The organism is Allobosea sp. 10N428 (genome assembly GCF_056394545.1).
Map to the genome: position 1 here is coordinate 200,404 of NZ_JBFTIC010000002.1, position 20,192 is coordinate 220,595.

At 64.4% G+C, this 20,192-nt stretch carries 16 protein-coding genes and 3 pseudogenes; 10 read left to right on the plus strand and 9 right to left on the minus strand.

Translation table 11 applies throughout. The annotated features are described in order from the left end of the window. Positions 1 to 198: 198 nt before the first annotated feature. On the plus strand, positions 199 to 2,997 hold the full coding sequence (gene gyrA / locus AC1DDA_RS07380) for a DNA gyrase subunit A (RefSeq protein WP_476795265.1): 2,799 nt from the start codon (positions 199 to 201) through the stop codon (positions 2,995 to 2,997). 221 nt (positions 2,998 to 3,218) lie between these two features. Further along, entirely contained in the window at positions 3,219 to 3,890 is a 672-nt protein-coding gene (gene aat / locus AC1DDA_RS07385; RefSeq protein WP_476795266.1) for a leucyl/phenylalanyl-tRNA--protein transferase, read from the plus strand. Here the strand turns inward: aat and AC1DDA_RS07390 are convergent. From AC1DDA_RS07390 to AC1DDA_RS07400, 3 genes are all read right to left on the minus strand, one after another. Continuing rightward, positions 3,887 to 4,465 carry an FUSC family protein gene (locus AC1DDA_RS07390; RefSeq protein WP_476795267.1) on the minus strand — a complete coding sequence of 193 codons (579 nt, stop codon included), beginning with the start codon at positions 4,463 to 4,465 and terminating at the stop codon, positions 3,887 to 3,889. The two genes, aat and AC1DDA_RS07390, sit on opposite strands and share 4 nt — an antisense overlap. Before the next feature lie 3 nt (positions 4,466 to 4,468). Beyond that, on the minus strand, positions 4,469 to 5,104 hold the full coding sequence (locus tag AC1DDA_RS07395; protein ID WP_476795268.1) for a DUF2155 domain-containing protein: 636 nt from the start codon (positions 5,102 to 5,104) through the stop codon (positions 4,469 to 4,471). A gap of 192 nt (positions 5,105 to 5,296) precedes the next feature. Further along, the gene (locus AC1DDA_RS07400; RefSeq protein ID WP_476795269.1) at positions 5,297 to 5,707 is read right to left on the minus strand and encodes an NADH:ubiquinone oxidoreductase subunit NDUFA12; all 411 of its coding nucleotides are present in this window, start codon (positions 5,705 to 5,707) and stop codon (positions 5,297 to 5,299) included. Between the two features lie 866 nt (positions 5,708 to 6,573). Here AC1DDA_RS07400 and AC1DDA_RS07405 point away from each other — a divergent pair. Then, positions 6,574 to 10,299, plus strand: coding sequence for a vitamin B12-dependent ribonucleotide reductase (locus tag AC1DDA_RS07405; protein WP_476795270.1), 3,726 nt, complete (start codon positions 6,574 to 6,576; stop codon positions 10,297 to 10,299). 567 nt (positions 10,300 to 10,866) lie between these two features. Here AC1DDA_RS07405 and AC1DDA_RS07410 read toward each other — a convergent pair. The 6 genes and pseudogenes from AC1DDA_RS07410 to AC1DDA_RS07435 all read right to left on the minus strand — a co-directional run. Then, positions 10,867 to 10,977, minus strand: a pseudogene (locus AC1DDA_RS07410) (integrase catalytic domain-containing protein); the annotation flags it as partial. After that, a pseudogene (locus AC1DDA_RS07415) lies at positions 10,978 to 11,094 on the minus strand (IS3 family transposase); the annotation flags it as partial. A gap of 81 nt (positions 11,095 to 11,175) precedes the next feature. Then, entirely contained in the window at positions 11,176 to 11,436 is a 261-nt protein-coding gene (locus AC1DDA_RS07420; protein WP_476795271.1) for a hypothetical protein, read from the minus strand. 84 nt (positions 11,437 to 11,520) lie between these two features. Continuing rightward, complete coding sequence (locus AC1DDA_RS07425; protein WP_476795272.1) at positions 11,521 to 12,786, minus strand: ABC-three component system protein; 1,266 nt, start codon at positions 12,784 to 12,786, stop codon at positions 11,521 to 11,523. 131 nt (positions 12,787 to 12,917) lie between these two features. Then, entirely contained in the window at positions 12,918 to 13,169 is a 252-nt protein-coding gene (locus AC1DDA_RS07430) for an ABC-three component system middle component 6 (RefSeq protein ID WP_476795273.1), read from the minus strand. After that, complete coding sequence (locus AC1DDA_RS07435) at positions 13,166 to 14,071, minus strand: hypothetical protein (protein WP_476795274.1); 906 nt, start codon at positions 14,069 to 14,071, stop codon at positions 13,166 to 13,168. Before AC1DDA_RS07435 ends, AC1DDA_RS07430 begins: the two co-directional genes overlap by 4 nt. Before the next feature lie 147 nt (positions 14,072 to 14,218). Here AC1DDA_RS07435 and AC1DDA_RS07440 point away from each other — a divergent pair, with 147 nt between their 5' ends. From AC1DDA_RS07440 to AC1DDA_RS07470, 7 genes and pseudogenes are all read left to right on the plus strand, one after another. Then, positions 14,219 to 15,220 carry a L,D-transpeptidase gene (locus AC1DDA_RS07440; protein ID WP_476795275.1) on the plus strand — a complete coding sequence of 334 codons (1,002 nt, stop codon included), beginning with the start codon at positions 14,219 to 14,221 and terminating at the stop codon, positions 15,218 to 15,220. Positions 15,221 to 15,297: 77 nt separating this feature from the next. Next, positions 15,298 to 16,203, plus strand: coding sequence for a hypothetical protein (locus AC1DDA_RS07445; protein ID WP_476795276.1), 906 nt, complete (start codon positions 15,298 to 15,300; stop codon positions 16,201 to 16,203). 323 nt (positions 16,204 to 16,526) lie between these two features. Then, the gene (locus tag AC1DDA_RS07450) at positions 16,527 to 16,853 is read left to right on the plus strand and encodes a hypothetical protein (protein ID WP_476795277.1); all 327 of its coding nucleotides are present in this window, start codon (positions 16,527 to 16,529) and stop codon (positions 16,851 to 16,853) included. Between the two features lie 57 nt (positions 16,854 to 16,910). Next, positions 16,911 to 18,983: an ATP-dependent helicase gene (locus AC1DDA_RS07455; RefSeq protein ID WP_476795278.1), complete on the plus strand. Its 2,073-nt coding sequence runs from the start codon at positions 16,911 to 16,913 to the stop codon at positions 18,981 to 18,983. A gap of 300 nt (positions 18,984 to 19,283) precedes the next feature. Next, positions 19,284 to 19,529 (plus strand): hypothetical protein, encoded by a 246-nt coding sequence (locus AC1DDA_RS07460; protein ID WP_441514402.1) that lies wholly within the window; start codon positions 19,284 to 19,286, stop codon positions 19,527 to 19,529. After that, on the plus strand, positions 19,502 to 19,750 hold the full coding sequence (locus AC1DDA_RS07465; protein ID WP_441514401.1) for a hypothetical protein: 249 nt from the start codon (positions 19,502 to 19,504) through the stop codon (positions 19,748 to 19,750). The genes AC1DDA_RS07460 and AC1DDA_RS07465 overlap by 28 nt, the downstream gene beginning before the upstream one ends. Positions 19,751 to 19,895: 145 nt before the next feature. Beyond that, a pseudogene (locus AC1DDA_RS07470) lies at positions 19,896 to 20,153 on the plus strand (SOS response-associated peptidase); the annotation flags it as partial. Positions 20,154 to 20,192: the final 39 nt, after the last annotated feature.

The following is a 20,192-nucleotide window of genomic DNA, read 5'->3' on the forward strand; positions in this document are numbered from 1 at the left end:
CCACGCCTTGCGGCCGCCGTCACCCGCGAAGAAAGGCGGGATTGTGGCAGCAGCTGTGGACGCCCGCAAAAATCGCCGACAACATATTGATATCGCTTTGGTATTTTTTACTTGGACAGCGCCCGCTTTTGCTGGCGCGAAAGGCCGGAATCGGGTAGCCAGAAGCCTGAAAAATACTAGGAATCGGGACATTTCTCCTTGAGCGACGATACCGACGACAGGCGTGACGACGCCCCGGATTTCGGCGGCGACATCAAGCCGATCGCGATCACCGACGAGATGAAGAAGAGCTATCTCGATTACGCCATGAGCGTGATCGTGAGCCGCGCTCTGCCCGATGTTCGCGACGGCCTGAAGCCTGTCCATCGCCGCATCCTGTTCTCGATGCACGAGAACAAGAACCTGCCCGAGCGGCCCTACACCAAATGCGCCCGCATCGTCGGCGACACGATGGGTAAATACCATCCGCACGGCAATCTCGCGGTCTATGACGCACTGGTGCGCATGGCGCAGGATTTCTCGCTGCGCCTGCCGCTGATCGACGGCCAGGGCAATTTCGGCTCGATGGACGGCGATTCCGCCGCCGCCGATCGTTATACCGAGGCGCGCCTCGACAAGGCGGCCATGCCGCTGCTCGAGGACCTCGACCTCGACACCGTCGACTTCCAGCCGAACTACGACGGCAAGGAGCACGAGCCGACGGTCTTGCCGGCGCGCTATCCGAACCTGCTCGTCAACGGCGCCGGCGGCATCGCGGTCGGCATGGCCACCAATATCCCGCCGCATAATCTCGGCGAGGTCATCGACGCCTGCGTCGCCTATATCGACAATCCCGAGATCTCGATCGACGAGCTGATCGAGATCGTGCCTGGCCCGGATTTCCCGACCGGTGCCTCGATCATGGGCCGCAGCGGCATCCATTCGGCCTATCACACCGGCCGCGGCTCGATCGTGATGCGCTCGAAGACGCATATCGAGGAGTTGCGCAAGGAGCGCGAGGCGATCATCGTCACCGAGGTTCCCTATCAGGTGAACAAGGCGACGATGGTCGAGAAGATCGCCGATCTCGTGCGCGAGAAGCGCATCGAGGGCATCTCGGACCTGCGCGACGAGTCGAGCCGCGAGGGCGTGCGCGTCGTCATCGAGGTCAAGCGCGATGCCGTCGCCGATGTCGTGCTGAACCAGCTTTACCGCTTCACGCCGCTGCAGACCTCCTTCGGCGCCAACATGGTGGCGCTGACCGGCGGCCGCCCGGAGGTCTTGAACCTCAAGGACTTCATCTCGGCCTTCGTCGAGTTCCGCGAGGAAGTCGTCTCCCGGCGCACGCGCTACCTGCTCAACAAGGCCCGCGAGCGCGCCCATGTGCTCTGCGGCCTCGCCACGGCGGTCGCGAATATCGACGAGGTCATCCGCCTGATCCGCACTGCGCCGACCCCAGCCGCGGCGCATGAAGCGCTGATGGCCCGCGACTGGCCTGCCGAAGACATCGCTCCGCTGATCGCGCTGGTCGACGATCCCCGCCATCCGATGAACGCCGATGGCACCTACCGCCTGTCGGATGCGCAGGCCAAGGCGATCCTCGAGCTGCGCCTCGCCCGCCTCACGGCTCTCGGCCGTGACGAGATCGGCGACGAGTTGCAGAAGCTCGCCACCGAAATCGCTGATTATCTCGACATCCTGCGCTCGCGCGCCCGCATCCAGTCGATCGTCAAGACCGAGCTCGCCGAGGTGAAGGCCGCCTTCGCCACGCCGCGCCGGACGGAGATCCAGGACTGGGGTTCCGACCTCGACGACGAGGATTTGATCGCCCGCGAGGACATGGTCGTGACCGTGTCCCATGGCGGCTACATCAAGCGCGTGCCGCTCTCGACCTATCGGGCGCAGCGCCGCGGCGGCAAGGGCCGCTCCGGCATGGCGACCAAGGACGAGGATTTCGTCGCGCGGCTGTTCGTGGCCAACACGCATACCCCGGTGCTGTTCTTCTCCTCCGAAGGCCAGGTCTACAAGGAGAAGGTCTGGCGCCTGCCGCTGGCGGCGCCGAACGCGCGCGGCAAGGCGCTGGTCAACATGCTGCCGATCGAACAGGGCGAGCGCATCACCACGATCATGCCGCTGCCTGAGGACGAGGCGAGCTGGGAGACGCTCGACGTGATGTTCGCCACCGCCTCGGGCGGGGTGCGGCGCAACAAGCTTTCCGACTTCGTCAACGTCAACCGCGCCGGCAAGATCGCGATGAAGCTCGACGAGGGCGACCACATCGTCGACGTGCAGATCTGCACCGAGAATGACGACGTGCTGCTGACCACAGCGGACGGCCAGTGCATCCGCTTCGCGGTGCCCGAGGTGCGCGTCTTCAAGGGCCGCGACTCCACCGGCGTGCGCGGCATCAATCTGGCGAAGGGCGACGAGGTCATCTCGCTCGCGATCCTGCATCATCTCGACGCCACACCGGACGAGCGCGCCGCCTATCTCAAGCGGGCGGCTGCGGCGCGCCGCGCCCTGACCGGCGAGGTCGACGACGGCGCGGAGGTAACCGCTCCAGTCGAGGCCGATGCCGAGGAGAGCGCCGGCGATATCGAGCTTGGGCTCGATAAGTACACCGCCATGGGCGCGGCCGAGCAGTTCATCCTGACGATCTCGGAGAAGGGCTACGGCAAGCGCACCTCGTCCTTCGAGTACCGGGTCACCGGGCGCGGCGGCAAGGGCATCGTCGCCATGGTCGTCAACGACAGGAACGGCAAACTCGTCGCCTCCTTCCCGGCTGTCGATACCGACCAGCTAATGCTCGTCACCGATGGCGGCCAGGTCATCCGCGTTCCTGTCGATGCCGGTCCGGACAACCGTATCCGCATCGCTGGCCGCTCGACACAGGGCGTGACGGTGTTCAATACGGCCAAGGACGAGAAGGTCGTATCGGTGGAGTGCATCAACGATGACGGCGAGAATGGCGAGGAGGCCGGCGACGAGGCTCCGGGCGAGGAGCAGGCGGAAGGCTGATTGATCAGCCTTTTACGGCGAGTTTCTCAGCTTACCTCTAAGCTCTGCCTCGCCGCCTGCTCGGCGCTGACGATGCCCGTCATTCCCGGGTGGCGCGAAGCGTAGACCCGGGAATCTCTGGCAGGAAGCAGCGCCTCTCCGTCGCGTCATGCTCGGGTCGAGCCCGAGCATGACGCGCGGCTTCGTTTGACTCGCAACGCCCCCCGCGCTCCCATGCGTCCATGAAGGCTCGTTCCGTGCCCGTCCGCTCGCCCGCGATCACGCCGGAGATCATGCTGCGCGCCTACGCCGCCGGCATCTTTCCGATGGCGGAAAGCGCCGATGATCCCGGCCTGTTCTGGGTCGAGCCGGAGCTGCGCGGCGTCATCCCGCTCGACGGCTTCCATCTCTCCTCGCGCCTCGCGCGCACGGTCCGCTCGGACCACTTTGAGATCCGTGTCGACAGCGATTTCGAAGCGGTGATCGAAGCCTGCGGCGAGGCCCGGCCCGACCGGCCGGAAACCTGGATCAACACCCGCATCCGCGCGATTTTCGGCGAGCTTTTCGCACTCGGCCACGTCCATACGGTGGAATGCTGGCGCGCGGGCCGCCTCGTCGGCGGGCTCTATGGATTGTCGCTCGGCGGCGCATTCTTCGGCGAAAGCATGTTCCACCGCGAGACCGACGCCTCCAAGGTCGCGCTCGTCCATCTCGTCGCGCGGTTGCGGCGCGGCGGGTATCGCCTGCTCGACACCCAGTTCCAGACCGGCCATCTCGCGCAGTTCGGCACCGTCGAGATCCCGCGCGACGCCTATCGGCTCAAGCTCGACGATGCGCTGCGCCACCAGGGCAATTGGGAAGCTTGGCCAAGGGAGCCGGTCGTGAGCGGCAGGCAGGCGCTCGCCGAACTCTAGTCTGAGGTCGGCCGGCGTGGATCGAGGCGCTCGGCCAGCCAGACGACGGCGATCGCGACACTGACGCCCCAGCCTACCTCGAAGACGCGCGAGAGCATCATCTGCTGCGCGCTCGTTCCGGGATGGGGAACCAGCAGGATGATCGTCGCGGTGATGCCGGCGAGGCGCGCGGCGCTGGCGACGTTCAGCATCCAGGCTGCCAGGACGGAGAGCGCCGCCGCCAACAGATAGCTCACGATGGTCTGGCCGGCGATGAGCACGACCGCGACGCCGATCGCGCCGCCGATGGCAGCCCCGACGAACTGGTCGCGCGCCGTCGTCCGCGTCGCGCCGAACTCGGTCTGAACCACGGCAATCGCGGTGATGGCGGCCCAGAAGCCCTCGCGCAGCCCCAGCGCCTGCGTCGGCAGATAGGCAGCGAACGCCGCCGCGCTCGACATCAGCGCGTGTTCGAGGCCGTCGCGGAAGCGCCGCCCGGCGGGACGCCGCTTGCGCAGATCGGCGAGGTGACGGCGCAGGCGCCTGATGCGCGTCGTTTCGCGCCCGGCTCCCTTGTCAGCGCCGTCGGGCGGCACGGGTCAGCCGCCGCCGGTCGGGTCGCGGCCCTGTCCCGGATTGGTCGGGAAGAAGCGCTGGCTCGGCCGCTGCGGCTGCACCGGCACGCCGCGCGGCGGCTCGACATCGATGCGCCCGCCGGGCGGCGGCACGGGCTGCTGCAAGGGCGGCAGCAGATTCGGATCGCGCGGCGGCGTGCGCGGGCGGCGCGGATCTTCCGGCGCCGGCGGTGGCTCGGGCTCCTTGGGATCGACGACGAGCTCGGTGCCGCCTTTGCACTCGGTCAGCCAGACATCATAGATCGCGTGCTCGACACCGTGCAGGCCGGGGCTCGCCGCATACATCCAGCCGGTGAAGATGCGCCGGTACTCGTTCTTGAACGTCACCTCGTCGACTTCGACGAAGGCATCCGTCTGCGGTGCTTCCGTCGGTGGCCTGCTCCAGCAGACGCGCGGGGTCAGTTGCAGCGCGCCGAACTGCACCGTCTCGTCCACCGCCACTTCAAACGAGATGATGCGGCCGGTGATCTTGTCGAGCCCCGCAAAGACCGCCGTCGGATTGCGGATGCGGTCGGCCTGCGCCGGCCCCATCGCAGCAAGCAACGCGGCCGCGCTCGTGGCGAGGCCTGCCAGGGTCGAAAGGCGGAACAAGGACGGCATGCTGGCGCGAATCTCTTCCACAGCGCGGAAAGACCGCGACGGGGCGCAGTAACACGGCAAAGGCAGCGGAAAAAGGGCGTCGCGCCCGAAACGGCCAATTCGGCAGCGGCCGCCGCTGCGTTGCCACCCAGCAAAAAGGCCGCCCCGAAAGGAGCGGCCCCGATATCTCGCAACCTGCCTTGCGGCCTTGCCTCAGCGGCCCGGTGTCCAGGCCTGGTAGTCGCCGGTCGCGGCCGGGCGCTCGCCCTCCGCCAGCGTCGAGCCCTGCGGGCGATAGGCCAGCGCCGTGCCGGTCCAGTTCTGCTGGTGCGGCTCCTGCCACTCGCGCGGCTGGTAGCTCTCCTCCGAGGGGGCGACGTCGACGGTGTGGTGCAGCCAACCATTCCAGCCGGGCGGAACCTTGGAGGCCTCGGCCTCGCCCTTGTAGATCACCCAGCGGCGCTGGAAGCCGAGCGCCTTGTCCTTCACCCCGCCTGCGGTGCGGTAATAGACATTGCCGAACTCGTCCTCGCCCATCTTCTCGCCGAAGCGCCAGGTGTGGAAGCGCGTGCCGATGGTTTGGCCGTTCCACCAGGTGAAGATCTGCAGCAGCCAGTCCTTCATTGCCTTCAGTCCATGCGCTTGCAGCGCCGTGCGGAGAGGCCGGCGCGTCTTGGCCCGACTTATGGCGGCAGGGCCCTGCTCTGTCCAGTCCGGAACGCTGCCGCCGGGTCGCTTCGCCGCGCCGGCGGCGCTGGATGGTCTCCAACAATATCCACAAGAGCGTGCAAAACGATGGTCCAGCCGGTCGTCGCCCAGACCGCGCAGCGCGCGGCCTGATTCCTCCTGCGATCGGCTGCTGATTCCCGCCCACGCTCCGCCGGAATTTCGCCGCGATTAGGCTCGCTCGCCGCCATGATTCAGCGCCGAAGCGCACCGACTTCAAGTACTTGGAGCGCTCCCCGCAACCGCTATCTGCAAGCCCGCGCTCGTCACCCGAGGCTCACACTTCATTTACCGTGAATAGTGGGGATTTTAGGAACTGCGCTTCGCACAGCGCTGTGGCAATGTTGCCGCGGGGCAGCGATTCTCTTCGCCATTTCCAAGGCTTAGCCAGGGCCTTGAAACTTATCCCCACAACCCACACATCCCTACCACATGTCGTATCCACAAGGATGTCACTCCACTATTCCTTGACGGAGCAGCGCGAACGGCGCTAGATTTTGACCATCGCATGACGGCCGGCGGCACCCCCTCTGGATGACTGCGAACCCTAGTTTTCCAGAGTGCTTACGGGCCTGCCGCCGCATCCGCCGACATCAGCGGAAGCGAACGGATTTGCACGGGCATTTTGGGCGCGTCCGGGCCTGCAAGCGGGGCGACACCGCCAAGGACCCACGAGGCATCGAACCGAGTTTGGACTGACATCAGGAGCCGGCGATCAACCGGCCGCGCGGGGTATCCACCCGCGGCATGCAAGGACGAAGATCATGCGCATCGAGCGCCGCTATACCTCCGCCGGACAATCGCCCTACGCCGCGATCCCGTTCCGATCGGCCGTCAGCGAGATCAAGAACCCGGACGGCTCCGTCGTCTTCCGGCTCGAAGGCATCGAGGTTCCCGAGGATTGGTCCCAGGTCGCGAGCGACGTGCTCGCTCAGAAGTATTTCCGCAAGGCCGGCGTGCCGGCGCGCATGAAGAAGGTCGAGGAAAACGGCGTCCCCTCCTTCCTCTGGCGCTCCGTTGCCGACGAGGCCGCTCTCGCCGAGCTGCCGGAAGGCGAGCGCTACGGCTCCGAGATCTCGTCGAAGCAGGTCTTCGACCGCCTCGCCGGCTGCTGGACCTATTGGGGCTGGAAGGGCGGCTATTTCTCCTCCGAGGAGGATGCCGCGGCGTTCCATGACGAGTTGCGCTTCATGCTCGCCACCCAGCGCGTCGCGCCGAACTCGCCGCAATGGTTCAACACCGGCCTGCACTGGGCCTATGGCATCGATGGCCCGAGCCAGGGCCATTTCTACGTCGACTTCAAGACCGGCAAGCTGGTGAAGTCGAAGTCGAGCTACGAGCATCCGCAGCCACATGCCTGCTTCATCCAGGGCGTGCAGGACGACCTCGTCAACGAGGGCGGCATCATGGACCTCTGGGTCCGCGAAGCCCGCCTGTTCAAGTATGGCTCCGGCACCGGCTCGAACTTCTCGATGCTGCGCGGCGAAGGCGAAAAACTCGCCGGCGGCGGCAAGTCCTCGGGCCTGATGTCCTTCCTCAAAATCGGCGACCGCGCCGCCGGCGCCATCAAGTCGGGCGGCACCACCCGCCGCGCCGCCAAGATGGTGGTGGTCGATGCCGACCATCCGGATATCGAGGCCTATATCGACTGGAAGGTGAAGGAGGAGCAGAAGGTCGCCGCCCTCGTCACCGGTTCCAAGACCGTCAAGAAGCACATGAAGGCCGTGCTCAAGGCCTGCGTGAACTGCGAAGGCGACGGCGACTCTTGCTTCGATCCCGAGCAGAACCCGGCGCTGAAGCGCGAGATCAAGCTCGCCCGCAAGTCCCTTGTGCCGGACAACTACATCAAGCGCGTCATCCAGTTCGCCAAGCAGGGCTACAAGGACATCTCCTTCGACACCTATGACACCGACTGGGATTCCGACGCCTATCTGACCGTCTCCGGCCAGAACTCGAACAACTCGGTCTCGCTGACCGACGACTTCCTGCGCGCCGTCGAGAACGACAATGACTGGAACCTGACGGCCCGCACCTCCGGCAAGACGCTCAAGACGCTGAAGGCCCGCGACCTCTGGGAGAAGATCGGCTACGCCGCCTGGGCCTCTGCCGATCCCGGGCTGCACTTCAACTCGACGATGAACGACTGGCACACCTGCCCGGCTTCCGGCCGGATCCGGGCGTCCAACCCGTGCTCCGAGTACATGTTCCTCGACGACACCGCCTGCAACCTGGCCTCGGCCAACCTGCTGCAGTTCTACGATACGCAGACCAAGTCCTTCGACGTCGCGGCCTATGAGCATCTCTGCCGGCTCTGGACCGTCGTGCTCGAGATCTCGGTGACGATGGCGCAGTTCCCGAGCCGCGAGATCGCCGAGCTTTCCTACGAGTACCGCACGCTCGGCCTCGGCTACGCCAATATCGGCGGCCTGCTGATGACCATGGGCCTCGGCTACGACTCGGACGAGGGCCGCGCTTTAGCTGGTGCCCTCACCGCGATCATGACCGGCGTCGCCTATGCGACCTCTGCCGAGATGGCGGGCGAGCTCGGCCCCTTCCCCGGCTATAAGAAGAACGCCAGCCACATGCTGCGCGTCATCCGCAACCACCGCACGGCAGCCCATGGCCTCGCCGATGGCTATGAGGGCCTGAGCGTCACCCCGGTCCCGCTCGACCATGCGACGCTCGCCCGCCTCGGCGGCTCGGCCGTCACCATGGCGGAGCGCTCGCGCATCGTCTGGGACGAGGCTCTGGAGCAGGGCAAGCGCTACGGCTACCGCAACGCCCAGGCGACCGTGATCGCGCCGACCGGCACGATCGGCCTCGTCATGGATTGCGACACCACCGGCATCGAGCCCGACTTCGCGCTGGTGAAGTTCAAGAAGCTCGCCGGCGGCGGCTACTTCAAGATCATCAACCGCGCCGTTCCCGATGCGCTCCGCGCGCTGGGCTACCGCGAGGCCGATATCGCCGAGATCGAGGCCTATGCCGTCGGCCACGGCTCGATGAAGCAGGCGCCGGGCATCAACCCCTCGACGCTGCGCGCCAAGGGCTTCACCGACGAGAAGATCGAGGCGGTCGAGAAGGGGCTGAAGAGCGCCTTCGACATCAAGTTCGTCTTCAACAAGTGGACGCTGGGCGAGGATTTCCTCACCGGCACGCTCAAGGTCCCGACTGACAAGCTCAACGACATGTCGTTCGAGCTCCTGCCCTTCCTCGGCTTCACCAAGGCCGAGATCGAGGCCGCCAACGTCCATGTCTGCGGCGCGATGACGCTGGAAGGCGCCCCGCATCTCAAGACCGAGCACTACAACGTCTTCGATTGCGCCAATCCCTGCGGCCGCATCGGCAAGCGCTATCTCTCGGTCGAGAGCCATATCCGCATGATGGCGGCGGCGCAGCCCTTCATCTCGGGGGCGATCTCCAAGACCATCAACATGCCCAACGACGCGACGGTCGAGGACTGCAAGAGCGCCTATATGCTCTCCTGGAAGCTGGCGCTGAAGGCGAACGCCCTCTACCGCGACGGCTCCAAGCTCTCGCAGCCGCTGAACTCCGCGCTGATCTCGGATGAGGACGACGAGGCCGATGACGCCGTCGAGACGCTGGTCGCGGCGCCGATGGCGGCACGTGCCACGCAGATCTCGGAGAAGATCGTCGAACGCATCGTCGAGCGTATCGAGCGCAAGCGCGAGCGCGAGAAGCTGCCCGATCGCCGTACCGGCTACATCCAGAAGGCGGTGGTCGGCGGCCACAAGGTCTATGTCCACACCGGCGAGTATTCGGACGGGCGCCTGGGCGAGATCTTCATCGACATGCACAAGGAAGGCGCCGCCTTCCGGGCGATGATGAACAACTTCGCCATCGCGGTCTCGCTCGGCCTGCAATATGGCGTGCCGCTGGAGGAGTATGTCGAGGCCTTCACCTTCACCCGCTTCGAGCCCTCGGGCTTCGTCGCCGGCAACCAGTCGATCAAGAACGCGACCTCGATCCTCGACTACGTCTTCCGCGAGCTTGCGATCTCCTATCTCGGCCGCAACGACCTCGCCCATGTCGATCCCAGCGAGATCGGCCATGACGTGATCGGCGGCGGCGTCGGCCAGGACAAGGCGCCGGATGCTGCGGCTCCGATCACCTCGACCCCCCTCGCCTCCACCGGCTTCCGCCGCGGCAAGCCGATCAACCTGCTCGCCATTCAGGGCGGCGGGGCGGCGAACGATGCGGTCGCCCGCTCGGCCTCGTCCGTGACGGCGCTGGCCACGGCCGGCGCGACCGCGCTGAAGGAGGAACCGGAGGCCTATGGCGAGGCGGAGATGGCCAAGCTGGGCTTCGCGGCGCCAGCTGCCCAGCCGACCCAGTCCGAGCGCCGCGCCGAGGCGATCATGAAGGGCTATGTCGGCGACAGCTGCGGCGAATGCGGCAACTTCACGCTGGTGCGGAACGGAACCTGCCTGAAGTGCAACACCTGCGGATCCACGACCGGCTGTTCCTGATATGCCGAGTTGATGCTTGTTGATGAAGGCGCTCCCGAAAGATGGCCGTTTTGACCCAAAGCGCGCCTCGATGTGACCGGAAGAGCGCCGCACCTCAAAACACCGCGCCGCTAACCAGCGGCGAGGTCTTATTTCAAAGACGGCTGTTGGATACGCATTGATCAGCGACTTCTAGAGCGCGACCGCCCCACGTGGGAGAGAGGGTCATAGTGTTGCCGCGATTGTCGGTCGAGTTCAGCAATCTGCTTCTGCCGGCGAACTGAAGATTCTGCGCTTCGAGCGCTGCTACTCGCAGTTAGTGATCGGAAGTCCGAAGCCAATTCGATATTTGAATATCGAATTCATTTTGGACACAGGATCACTTCACGGTCAAGGATACTTAGACCGCGACACGGTCTCACAAGGCCGCTTTGCAGACTATGCTGAGCGATTTGCCCGTATTCCCTGGACCGAGAAGTCCGACATGTACTGGTCCGAAGCGAGCTACCTGTCGTCAAGAGGAGCTTGCCGTGGGGGAGTGGAACCGCGCAACCGGGCATTGAACGACTCGATGACGCCGTTCTCCTAGGGACTGCCGGGAGCGATGTAGGCAGTCTTGGCACCGACCGCGCCGATCCATTCCTGCACGGCCTTGGCGACAAATTCCGGCCCGTTATCTGAACGAACATGCTCCGGCACCTCCGYCACGCCGATCGAKCGGATCGCGTCGGCAACGGATTGCCCCTGCGAGACCARCACATCGACCTGGCGYAGCTTCGCGACGATCTCTTCGGGCTTGTGGCGCTTCTTCGGCATCTCGGTCCTCCTGTCTGCCAAAAGACATACTTCAGGATGGACCAATTCAACGGAGTTGGATCAAAGCCGCTCATCGCTCGATCAGACCTCCACGACGCAAAGCGGATCGAACCACGGATTCTCTCGGTCGCCGTGCAGATTTGGATAGCCGGCCTGGTTGGCCAAGACACGTGTGCGCCCAACCATGTAATCGTGCGAACCGTGATCATGACCGTGGATCCAAAGTTCTGGCTGAAATTTTTCGATCACATGCCCAAGGTCAGAAACAAATGCCGGCGTTAGTGGACTTCCCTCATGGCGCACCTGAATGGATTTTGGATGCGGTGCGTGGTGAGTGACCACGACAGAAGCCGCCTACGATCGCGAACGCGCGATAAGCGCTACCATCAAACGGCTAGACTGGCTCAGCACTCCTCGCCGCTTCACTTACAGCCCCAACGGCGACAATTTCGGCGCGGATTCCGGCCCGTAGAGCGCAATGAGCGCCTCGTTCACCGCCAGCACCGCTGCGGTCACCGCCGACAGACGGGTTTCCAGGTCACGGTCGAGCCGCTGCTTCAGCGCGATGCGCTCGATTCTCTCGCCCGCCTTGTCGGCCTCGAGACGTTGCAGCGTCTCCTTCCGATCCCTGAGTTGGCTCAAGCGTTGCTCCGCTTCCGCCAGGCGCCGTTGGATGTCGGCGAGATCGGCGAAGGCGCCCTTGCCGGACAGGTCCCTGAGTATCTCGGTGCGTCGCGACGTGCTGGTTCGGCGCTCGGTCTCCAGGACAGAAAGCTGGTTGCGGCTTCGCTCCAGTTCCGTCGCGAGGTGCGTCCGGCGGTTCGAGATCACCGCCTCGTGAAACTCGCGGACCTCCTCGAAGCCCCTGCGGACAGCATCCGGAAGCTGGATGCCGACCTCGGCGTAGAGCATCTCGACGGCCTCGATGCCCGGTGCGGTTTCGGCAGCAAGGCTCGCCTCGATGTGGTCAATCACGTTTCGGACCTCGATCGCCGACCGGCTCAGACGGTCCGCCGCGCGCTTGGCGGCCGCCGCCTCCTCCACGAGATCATCGTAATGGGCCTCGACCTCGAAGCCCTCGACCTCGGCCCGGATGCGTTCCGCCCGCTGCTCGGCGAGCACAAGCTCCGCCGTTGCCGCGGCGAGCGTACCGAGCTTCGGATCGCGCGCCGTGGCCAGCCTGGACTCCGCCTGGAGGTCCTTCCGAACCAGCTTTCGGCGCTCGAAATCCCGCGCGATCGTCCAGTCGAGACCGAAGAGGTAGGACAGGGCGAGATGTCCTTCGGCATCGGGAATGGCGCTGGCGTATTTCGCCGGGCTGTTGAAGCCGTTGTCGCCGCGGCGGCGGGCGAAGTAGCCGAACAACGAACGAAACGTCGGCCCGCCCTGCTCGAAGACGGTGCCCTCGACCGTCAACGGAAGCTTGAAGCAGAAATGCCCGAGCCAGGCGGTCCAATCCTTGATTGCGACATGGGGAGCGAACAGGTCGCCCTCGGCACGCAGCGGAACGATCGGCTCCGACTCGAACGTCACGAAGACCTTCTCGCGATCGTACACCCGTCGCTCCACGCGCAGGCGCGCGCCACCGAAAGTGAACTCGCCCCAGAACGACGCGTTCTTGAGGGCATCCGCCTTGAAGACGGAATCCCCGTCCATGCGGCTGCCGAGCAGAAAATGGACGATCTCCACCACGCTGGATTTCCCCAAGCTATTGCGGCTGTCCTTCGAAGACGAACTGGTGTGCTGGTCGGCCAGCAGGACATTCAACCCGGGGCTAAACGCGAGCGTGCGAAAGGTGCTGATCGAACTGCCGATACCGTGGATCATGGCCGGGACCGCCCCGCAATCGCGAGAAGCCCGTCGCGCAGTTCGACCACCCCGGTCGCGAAGAGAAATGTCAGGGCAAGCGTGAACCAGTCGAAGGTCAGGCCCCTCCCGGCGAGCTTGCGGCGGGCCCGCACTCCCTCCCACACCTCGCTCACCGAGCGCGGCCCGTCCTTGATGACGACCAGGGCCTCGCCGCCGATGAACACCAGCGACCGGTCCGCCGGAAGGAATTTGCTGGGTAGGATCACTGCACCGGCTCCACAGCCACCGCGAGCCTGTCCTCGAAGATCACGCAGGACTCGAACATGGAGGCGAGGACAGCCATGGCGGCTTCGTAGCGCCCATCATGCTCGTTGACGTAACCGGCCAGCTCCTCGTGCAGGTGCTTCAGGATCCCTCCGGCATCGAAACCCTCCGCCTTGAGAGCCACGTAACGCATGTGCATGAAATCGGGCAGCACGAGCGGGGCCGTTCCGTCCGGGAAGGAGCCGAGGATTCCCGCTACCATCGGGGCATGCAGCAGGTAGAGGGTCAGGTTGGCCCTCCAGCGTGAAGGAATGTCGTTGTAGTCGAACTTCTCGACGGGGGGCTTTCCCTGTCGGCGATCGCGGGGAGGAGCGGCGTCGAGACTTTCGATCATCCGCTTGATGATCTGGTTCACGGCCTCTGGGAGGCGCTCGACCGTATCCGCATTGTAGACACCGACCCCGATCAGATCCTCGAGATCTTCTTCGTTCAGCCCGTCCAGCAATTGCCGGAACATCGGCGGCCCCAGCAGACCGACCTCGATCCCGTGAGTTTCAGCGGCCGTACGCAATTCTGAATAGGCGTCCACCAAAGGACGCGGCACGTCGATCAGATTGTGCGTGAAGAGCCACCGCTTCATGCCGGGAGTGTTGGCCCGGGCGGTTTCGAAGTCCGCCTTCATCTTGCCGCAGACACCGTCGATCCGCTCTACGAATCCCTGCCGCGCTCCGTAGCACTGATAGAGCGTGCCGTCGCTCGGACGGAATCCGTCCATGCCGCCGTCGCCGCGGTTTCCATGGACTCGCACCGGGATGAAGTCCCCAGGATATAGCCTGCTGAGAAAATCTGCGACGAAGTCCTGGAAAGATTTTCCGTCCGACGAGCGGAGCTTCAAATCCAGCATCGGCTTCCAAAGTCGTTTCGACACTTCGCCTCCCCAAGCCAAGCAGGAAGCAAGCTATTGGGAGTTCCTCAACCGCACAATGCCGTCGCGGAACCCCGGGATAAAACACCGCGTTGCCGCTGCATGGGTCGAGCTAGGGGGATGTCCGTGTCGCGAATCGCCTTCGAGTTGCTCAAGAAGTTCGGGGCAGCCTTGGTGTGCGGATGCGTCTTGCTGGCTCCGGCGACTGCCGGAGCTCTCACCCGCGATGAGGTGAATCGAGCAGGCCATCCCGCTATTACGAAGACCAAGGCGACGCGCCCCAATGCGTCGATCGTCAAAGCTCAGGTCTTGCTGGCGCGTCAGGGTGTTTCTCCCGGTGAGATCGACGGGGTCGACGGCGACAACTACCGGAAGGCCATCGACCAGTTCCGCCGCCGCGAAAATCTCGGAGACGGCGAGATCATCGACGCCGCGACATGGCAGGCGCTCAAAGGAGACGTCAGCGCGGACATCGTCGTGGATTACGTCGTGACGAAGGAGGACGTCAAAACACACTTCGTCAGGCGCATTCCTAGCGATTACGCGCGCCAGGCCCGGATGAAGCGGCTCGGCTACAGGAACGCGCAGGAGATGTTCGCCGAACGCTTCCATATGAGCGAAGGTCTTCTCAGGGTGCTCAACCCGCGAACGCATTATCGGAAGCGCGAGGAAACGCTACACGTCGTCTCGGTCGGGCGAACCGTTCCTCCCGACGAGGCACGGACAGTGGAGGCCGACAAGACGAACGGCATGGTTCGCGCGCTGGATGTAACGGGAAAGGTGATCGCGATGTATCCGGCCACCATCGGCAGCGAGGATACGCCGTCGCCAGAGGGTGAATACCGGGTGATCAGGGTCGTGAAGAACCCGACTTATCACTACGACCCGGTCAAGAATTTTCAGCAGGGCAAGAACAAGCGTCGCCTGGTACTCCCTCGTGGCCCCAACAATCCCGTCGGAACGGTCTGGATCGAGCTGTCGAAGCCGACCTTCGGCATCCATGGTACGCCGGAGCCTTCGAAAATCAGCAAGGCAGCATCGCATGGCTGTGTCCGGCTTACGAATTGGGATGCCGAGGAACTGGCCCAGCTCGTCAGGCCGGGCACGACGGTGCGCTTCGTCGACTAGCCGATATCACCCGGGCTGCCGAGCTGAAGCCCGGCCCGAGCCGGCGTCATCGCTCTGTACCGCGGGATCATAGGACGATGGCCGGGCACGAACCCAACGACATAGAAATTCGCGATGATGAGGAAGGCCGGGGTGCCATCGTCTCCTTCCCGTTCGATGCCGCCGCCGTGGAACGCTTTCGAGAAGCTTTTCCGAGAGCGCGCTGGAACGACGAGCTAGCTGCTTGGCGAATACCGGGCACGACGGCACTGCTTCGCGCGACACGATGGCTCGATCGGGAGCTCCCGGGAGCATTCGGCCTCGCCGATGAACGCGGTCGCGATTCCTTCTCGTTCGAACCGATCGTCAGCCCTTACCTGGAGGTCGCCGATGAGATCGTCGTGCGCACCCCGTATTCTCGAACCATCGTCGAGGAATTGCGTGCGGTGCCGTGGGCGTGGTGGAACGGCGAAGACAAAGCCTGGCACGTTCCGTTCCGATCGATCGATGAACTTCGGAAGAGATGGCCAGCGATCGAAGCCGAAGCGGAACGCAGTGAGCCGGAAGCTCGAAGGCAGCGGCGCGAGGCAGCGAAATCCGAGCCCGAATACGAAGGCGCGAAAGCAACCGCGGCCGAACGCCGACGTCGACGCTATCCCGTGCCTGCAAGCGAATTGCCGCCGACAGATCGGGTGCTGATGTCACATGAGGGGCCGCTCGTCGTCCTTGAGGTAACCGGCGAGATCGTGCCCATGGAAACCGCCGCCCGGCATTATCCTTGGAGCTCCGGACAGTCAGAGGATCTGGTCTGGGCTTTGTGGCGGCGCGCGACCCATGAGGAACTGGTCAAGACTTGGCCTGCGCGACGCCCGACCGCGCCGGACGCCCTCCTCCGCGGATGGTGGCAGCCCACGCTTGAGGAACTGCGTGCGGCCCGGCGCGCGGCGAGGTCCTTGGAGCGTGCTCAGGAAACGCGACGAACGAGCCGCTCAGTTCAGGAGTGATTTCGCACAATGTAGGAGACGCTGTCGGTAAGGCGGGCTTGACTCGCCATCCCGTTTGTTCTCTCTATGTTCTCTTAATCGAGGGCATGACCGATGGCAACAGTCGAGGCTTCCCTCCCGCCTGAACCAGACCCCTTTGCCGTTTCCGATGAAGAGGTCGATGCGGTTCTGGAGGAAGCCAGCGGAGATTTCCGGGAGGCGATCCGGATGATCCTCCGAGACCTTGCCGTCATGGCAGCCGACGCCGATGCCGCTTCGTCACGCGGCTTCTTGCGCGGTCGCTTTTCGGAAGGAAGACGCCGCCCTCGCCTCGTCGATGAACCATGAGACGCAAGGGTGAGCTGTCACCCGCGGAGGTCGACCGTCGCTGGCCTCACCAGGTCGCAGTCGAGATCCCACCGGGTCATGGGCTCGGCATCGTGCCGGCGACCGGACCGCTCTCGTCGCTAGCTCCTCGTGGCCATGAGGTTGCCTATGACGGCAAACGATATCGCGTGTTCTGCTTCTCCGATCCGGACCAGGCCGTGCGCTTCAAAGGCATCATGGGCGGATTCGACTTCGATCCTCGAGATCGCGGCCGCGGAGCCTATTGGGGAACATGGTACCGAGGTCGTGGAGCCGCGCGCGAGGCCAAGCGTCGGCAATCCTGACGCACCCCTATCATCCGACATGGTAGGGTCGAGCGAATCACTTATCAGCAGACTCTTATGAACGCCGTTGCCCCGATCAACTATCTCGACACGCTCAACCCGGCCCAGCGGCGAGCCGTCGTCCACGGCGTCGGCTCGGAGGCCGTGTCTCCCCTGCTTGTGATAGCGGGCGCCGGATCGGGCAAGACCAACACGCTGGCTCATCGCGTCGCGCACCTATTGGTCAGCGGCGCCGATCCCCGCCGGATCCTCCTGATGACATTCTCCCGCCGCGCGGCCTCGGAGATGGCGAAGCGCGTCGAGCGGATCGCCCGCAAGGTTCTCGGCGAGGGTGCCGGGGTCCTGAGCGACGCCCTGACCTGGGCAGGGACGTTTCACGGCATCGGCGCCCGGCTCCTGCGAGATTGCGCCGATCAGCTCGGCCTCGATCCGGCCTTCACCATCCATGATCGCGAGGACTCTGCCGATCAGATGAACCTGGTGCGGCACGAACTCGGCTTCTCGAAGACGGAAGCGCGCTTCCCGACCAAGGGCACTTGCCTGGCGATTTATTCGCGCTGCGTGAACGCGGAAGCGCCGATCGAGGAAGTCCTCGGCCGGTCTTATCCCTGGTGCGTCGCCTGGGCGGCGGAGCTGAAGGACCTTTTCGCCGCCTATGTCGAGGCCAAGCAGCAGCAGAACGTCCTCGATTACGACGATCTGCTGCTCTACTGGGCGCAGGCGATGACCGACCCAGACATCGCTGCCGATGTGGGCTCGCGCTTCGACCATGTCATGGTCGACGAGTACCAGGACACCAACCGCCTTCAGTCCTCGATCCTGCTCGCTCTCAAGCCGGATGGTCGCGGTCTCACCGTGGTCGGCGACGACGCGCAGTCGATCTATTCTTTCCGCGCCGCGACGGTGCGCAACATCCTAGACTTCCCCACCGCGTTCTCGCCCCCTGCCGAGGTCGTCACCCTTGACCAGAACTACCGCTCCACCGAGGCCATCCTCTCGGCTGCCAACGCGGTGATCGATCTGGCCACGGAACGTTTCACGAAGAACCTCTGGACGGACCGCGCCAACGGGTCCCCTCCCCAGCTCGTGCATGTTCGGGACGAGGCCGACCAGGCACGCTTCATCGCCGAGAAGGTGCTCGAGAACCGCGAAGGCGGCTCGACCCTAAAGCAGCAGGCGGTGCTGTTTCGGGCGTCGCATCATAGCGGGCCCCTTGAGATCGAACTGACCCGTCGCAACATTCCGTTCGTGAAGTTCGGCGGGCTCAAGTTCTTGGACAGCGCCCACATCAAGGACCTTCTGGCGATGCTCCGGTTCGTGGAGAATCCGCGCGACAAGGTCGCCGGATTCCGCGTGTTGCAACTTCTCCCAGGGCTGGGGCCGATGTCAGCGCAGCGCGTCCTCGATCACATCGCACAGGCCGCCTCGCCCATCGAAGCACTGGAGAACGCCCCTGCCCCACAGCGCGCCGGCGAAGACTGGCCCGGATTCCTCGCCGCGGTCGCCGAAATCCGCTCGGGCCGTGCTGGCTGGCCCGGAGAGATCGAGCGGGCGCGGCGCTGGTATGAGCCGCATCTCGAACGGATCCACGAGGATGCTTCAACCCGGCAGGCCGACCTCGTCCAATTGGAGCAGATCGCGAGTGGTTATCCTTCCCGGGAGCGCTTCCTGACCGAGCTGACGCTCGACCCTCCCGATGCGACAAGCGATCAGGCCGGAGTTCCGCATCTCGACGAAGACTACCTGATCCTGTCGACGATCCATTCAGCCAAGGGACAGGAATGGAAGTCGGTCTTCGTCATGAACACCGTCGACGGCTGCCTGCCCATCGACCTGGGAACGGGAACGAGGGACGAGATCGAGGAGGAGCGCCGCTTGCTCTATGTTGCGATGACGCGGGCGAAGGACGACCTTCACCTGATCGTGCCACAGCGCTTTTTCACATCCGGCCAATCCGGAACCGGTGACCGCCACGTCTACGCCAACCGCACGAGGTTCATCCCGAATGGCTTGCTCGGTCATTTCGAGCGGGTCGCTTGGCCGCACGCTCCCGCGACGGAACCCGGTCGCACGCCGAGCGGTGCCCCGAAGGTCGACGTTCGAGCCAAGATGCGCGGCATGTGGAGATAATCGGCGTGGCCGAAAATTGGCCTCACCGAGTCGAAATCCAAGTTCCTCGCGCCGGGTTCGATATGAAACTCCGGTCGATCGAGGTGTGGTTGCAGGAATGGGAAATCCCTTATCGTATCGGGTCCTCGCCCGGCCCGATCGGAAGGATGCGAGTGTGCTTCGCTAAAGAGAAGTTCGCCAGGGCACTCCGTCACTATCACGGCGGCCGGATCGTCCCCGCCGATGAAATTGCAGCGGCTCTTGATGATGCTTTCTATAGCCGTTTGGCTGGAGAGTACCCAGGCTGACGATGGAGGGGCAATGACGGATGTCGTTCGGCTCAGCTCTGGCGTACCGCGCGTTCCCCTTCGTCGTGTCGATGATCTGCTCGAACGCATCATCGCCCTGAAGATCGATGCCGACGCGCGCGCGTTCGGAACGCTCGCATATTTCCTCGAGATCGCACAATCCGAAGCCGAGCTTCAGGTCGGCCGCATAGCCGAGGAACAAGTGATCGGCGAGTGCGTACCGGATGAGTCATGGCGACCGACTACGGACCGGGATTGATGGCGAAGAAGCCTGCCGAACTGCCTGAAATCGATCTCGACGTCGTCGACGTGAGGCAGGTGGCGATAACGACCGATCCTCTGGGAGAAACGATGATCAGCCTGGAGATGGCCGGCGGCCAGGTCATGAACTTGGTCTTCAGTCCCGGGTTGCTGGCCAAGCTCGAAGCCTTCCTCGCCAAGGCCAACGAGGAACAAGCCAAGCTTTCCCCAATCCAATAGGGCATCAGCGGATGTGCGGACGATTCAGCCAAGCCTACACCTGGGACGAGATCGTCGCCTTCAGCCAACCTCTGACCGTGCGCTCGGATCGGCCGAACATTCAGGCCCGGTGCAACGTCGCGCCGACCACCGAATCGACATCATCGTGAAGACCGAGGCCGGTCGGGAGCTTCGGAAAGCCCGCTGGGGCCTGGTTCCGGCGTGGTGGAAGAAGACTGTTTCGGAGGGCGGGTCGACCCATAACGCTCGCTCCGACCGAATGAGCGACAGCGCGATGTTTCGCTCGGCCTTCGTCAAGCGGCGCTGCATCGTGCCCGCGAGCGCGTTCTACGAGTGGACGGGTGCAAAGGGGGAGAAGTTCCCGCATCGGATCAGTGCTGCCGACGGCGGATTGCTGGCGTTCGCTGGCCTGTGGGACCGATGGACCGATCCGGAAACGAGT

Bases quoted from the DNA above. Each gene is read 5' to 3' on its own strand.
- aat (WP_476795266.1), top strand. From the start codon at position 3,219: ATGAAGGCTCGTTCCGTGCCCGTCCGCTCGCCCGCGATCACGCCGGAG.
- AC1DDA_RS07395 (WP_476795268.1), bottom strand. From the start codon at position 5,104: ATGCCGTCCTTGTTCCGCCTTTCGACCCTGGCAGGCCTCGCCACGAGC.
- AC1DDA_RS07400 (WP_476795269.1), bottom strand. From the start codon at position 5,707: ATGAAGGACTGGCTGCTGCAGATCTTCACCTGGTGGAACGGCCAAACC.
- AC1DDA_RS07405 (WP_476795270.1), top strand. From the start codon at position 6,574: ATGCGCATCGAGCGCCGCTATACCTCCGCCGGACAATCGCCCTACGCC.
- AC1DDA_RS07435 (WP_476795274.1), bottom strand. From the start codon at position 14,071: ATGCTGGATTTGAAGCTCCGCTCGTCGGACGGAAAATCTTTCCAGGAC.
- AC1DDA_RS07445 (WP_476795276.1), top strand. From the start codon at position 15,298: ATGGCCGGGCACGAACCCAACGACATAGAAATTCGCGATGATGAGGAA.
- AC1DDA_RS07450 (WP_476795277.1), top strand. From the start codon at position 16,527: ATGAGACGCAAGGGTGAGCTGTCACCCGCGGAGGTCGACCGTCGCTGG.
- AC1DDA_RS07455 (WP_476795278.1), top strand. From the start codon at position 16,911: ATGAACGCCGTTGCCCCGATCAACTATCTCGACACGCTCAACCCGGCC.
- AC1DDA_RS07460 (WP_441514402.1), top strand. From the start codon at position 19,284: ATGACGGATGTCGTTCGGCTCAGCTCTGGCGTACCGCGCGTTCCCCTT.
- AC1DDA_RS07465 (WP_441514401.1), top strand. From the start codon at position 19,502: ATGGCGACCGACTACGGACCGGGATTGATGGCGAAGAAGCCTGCCGAA.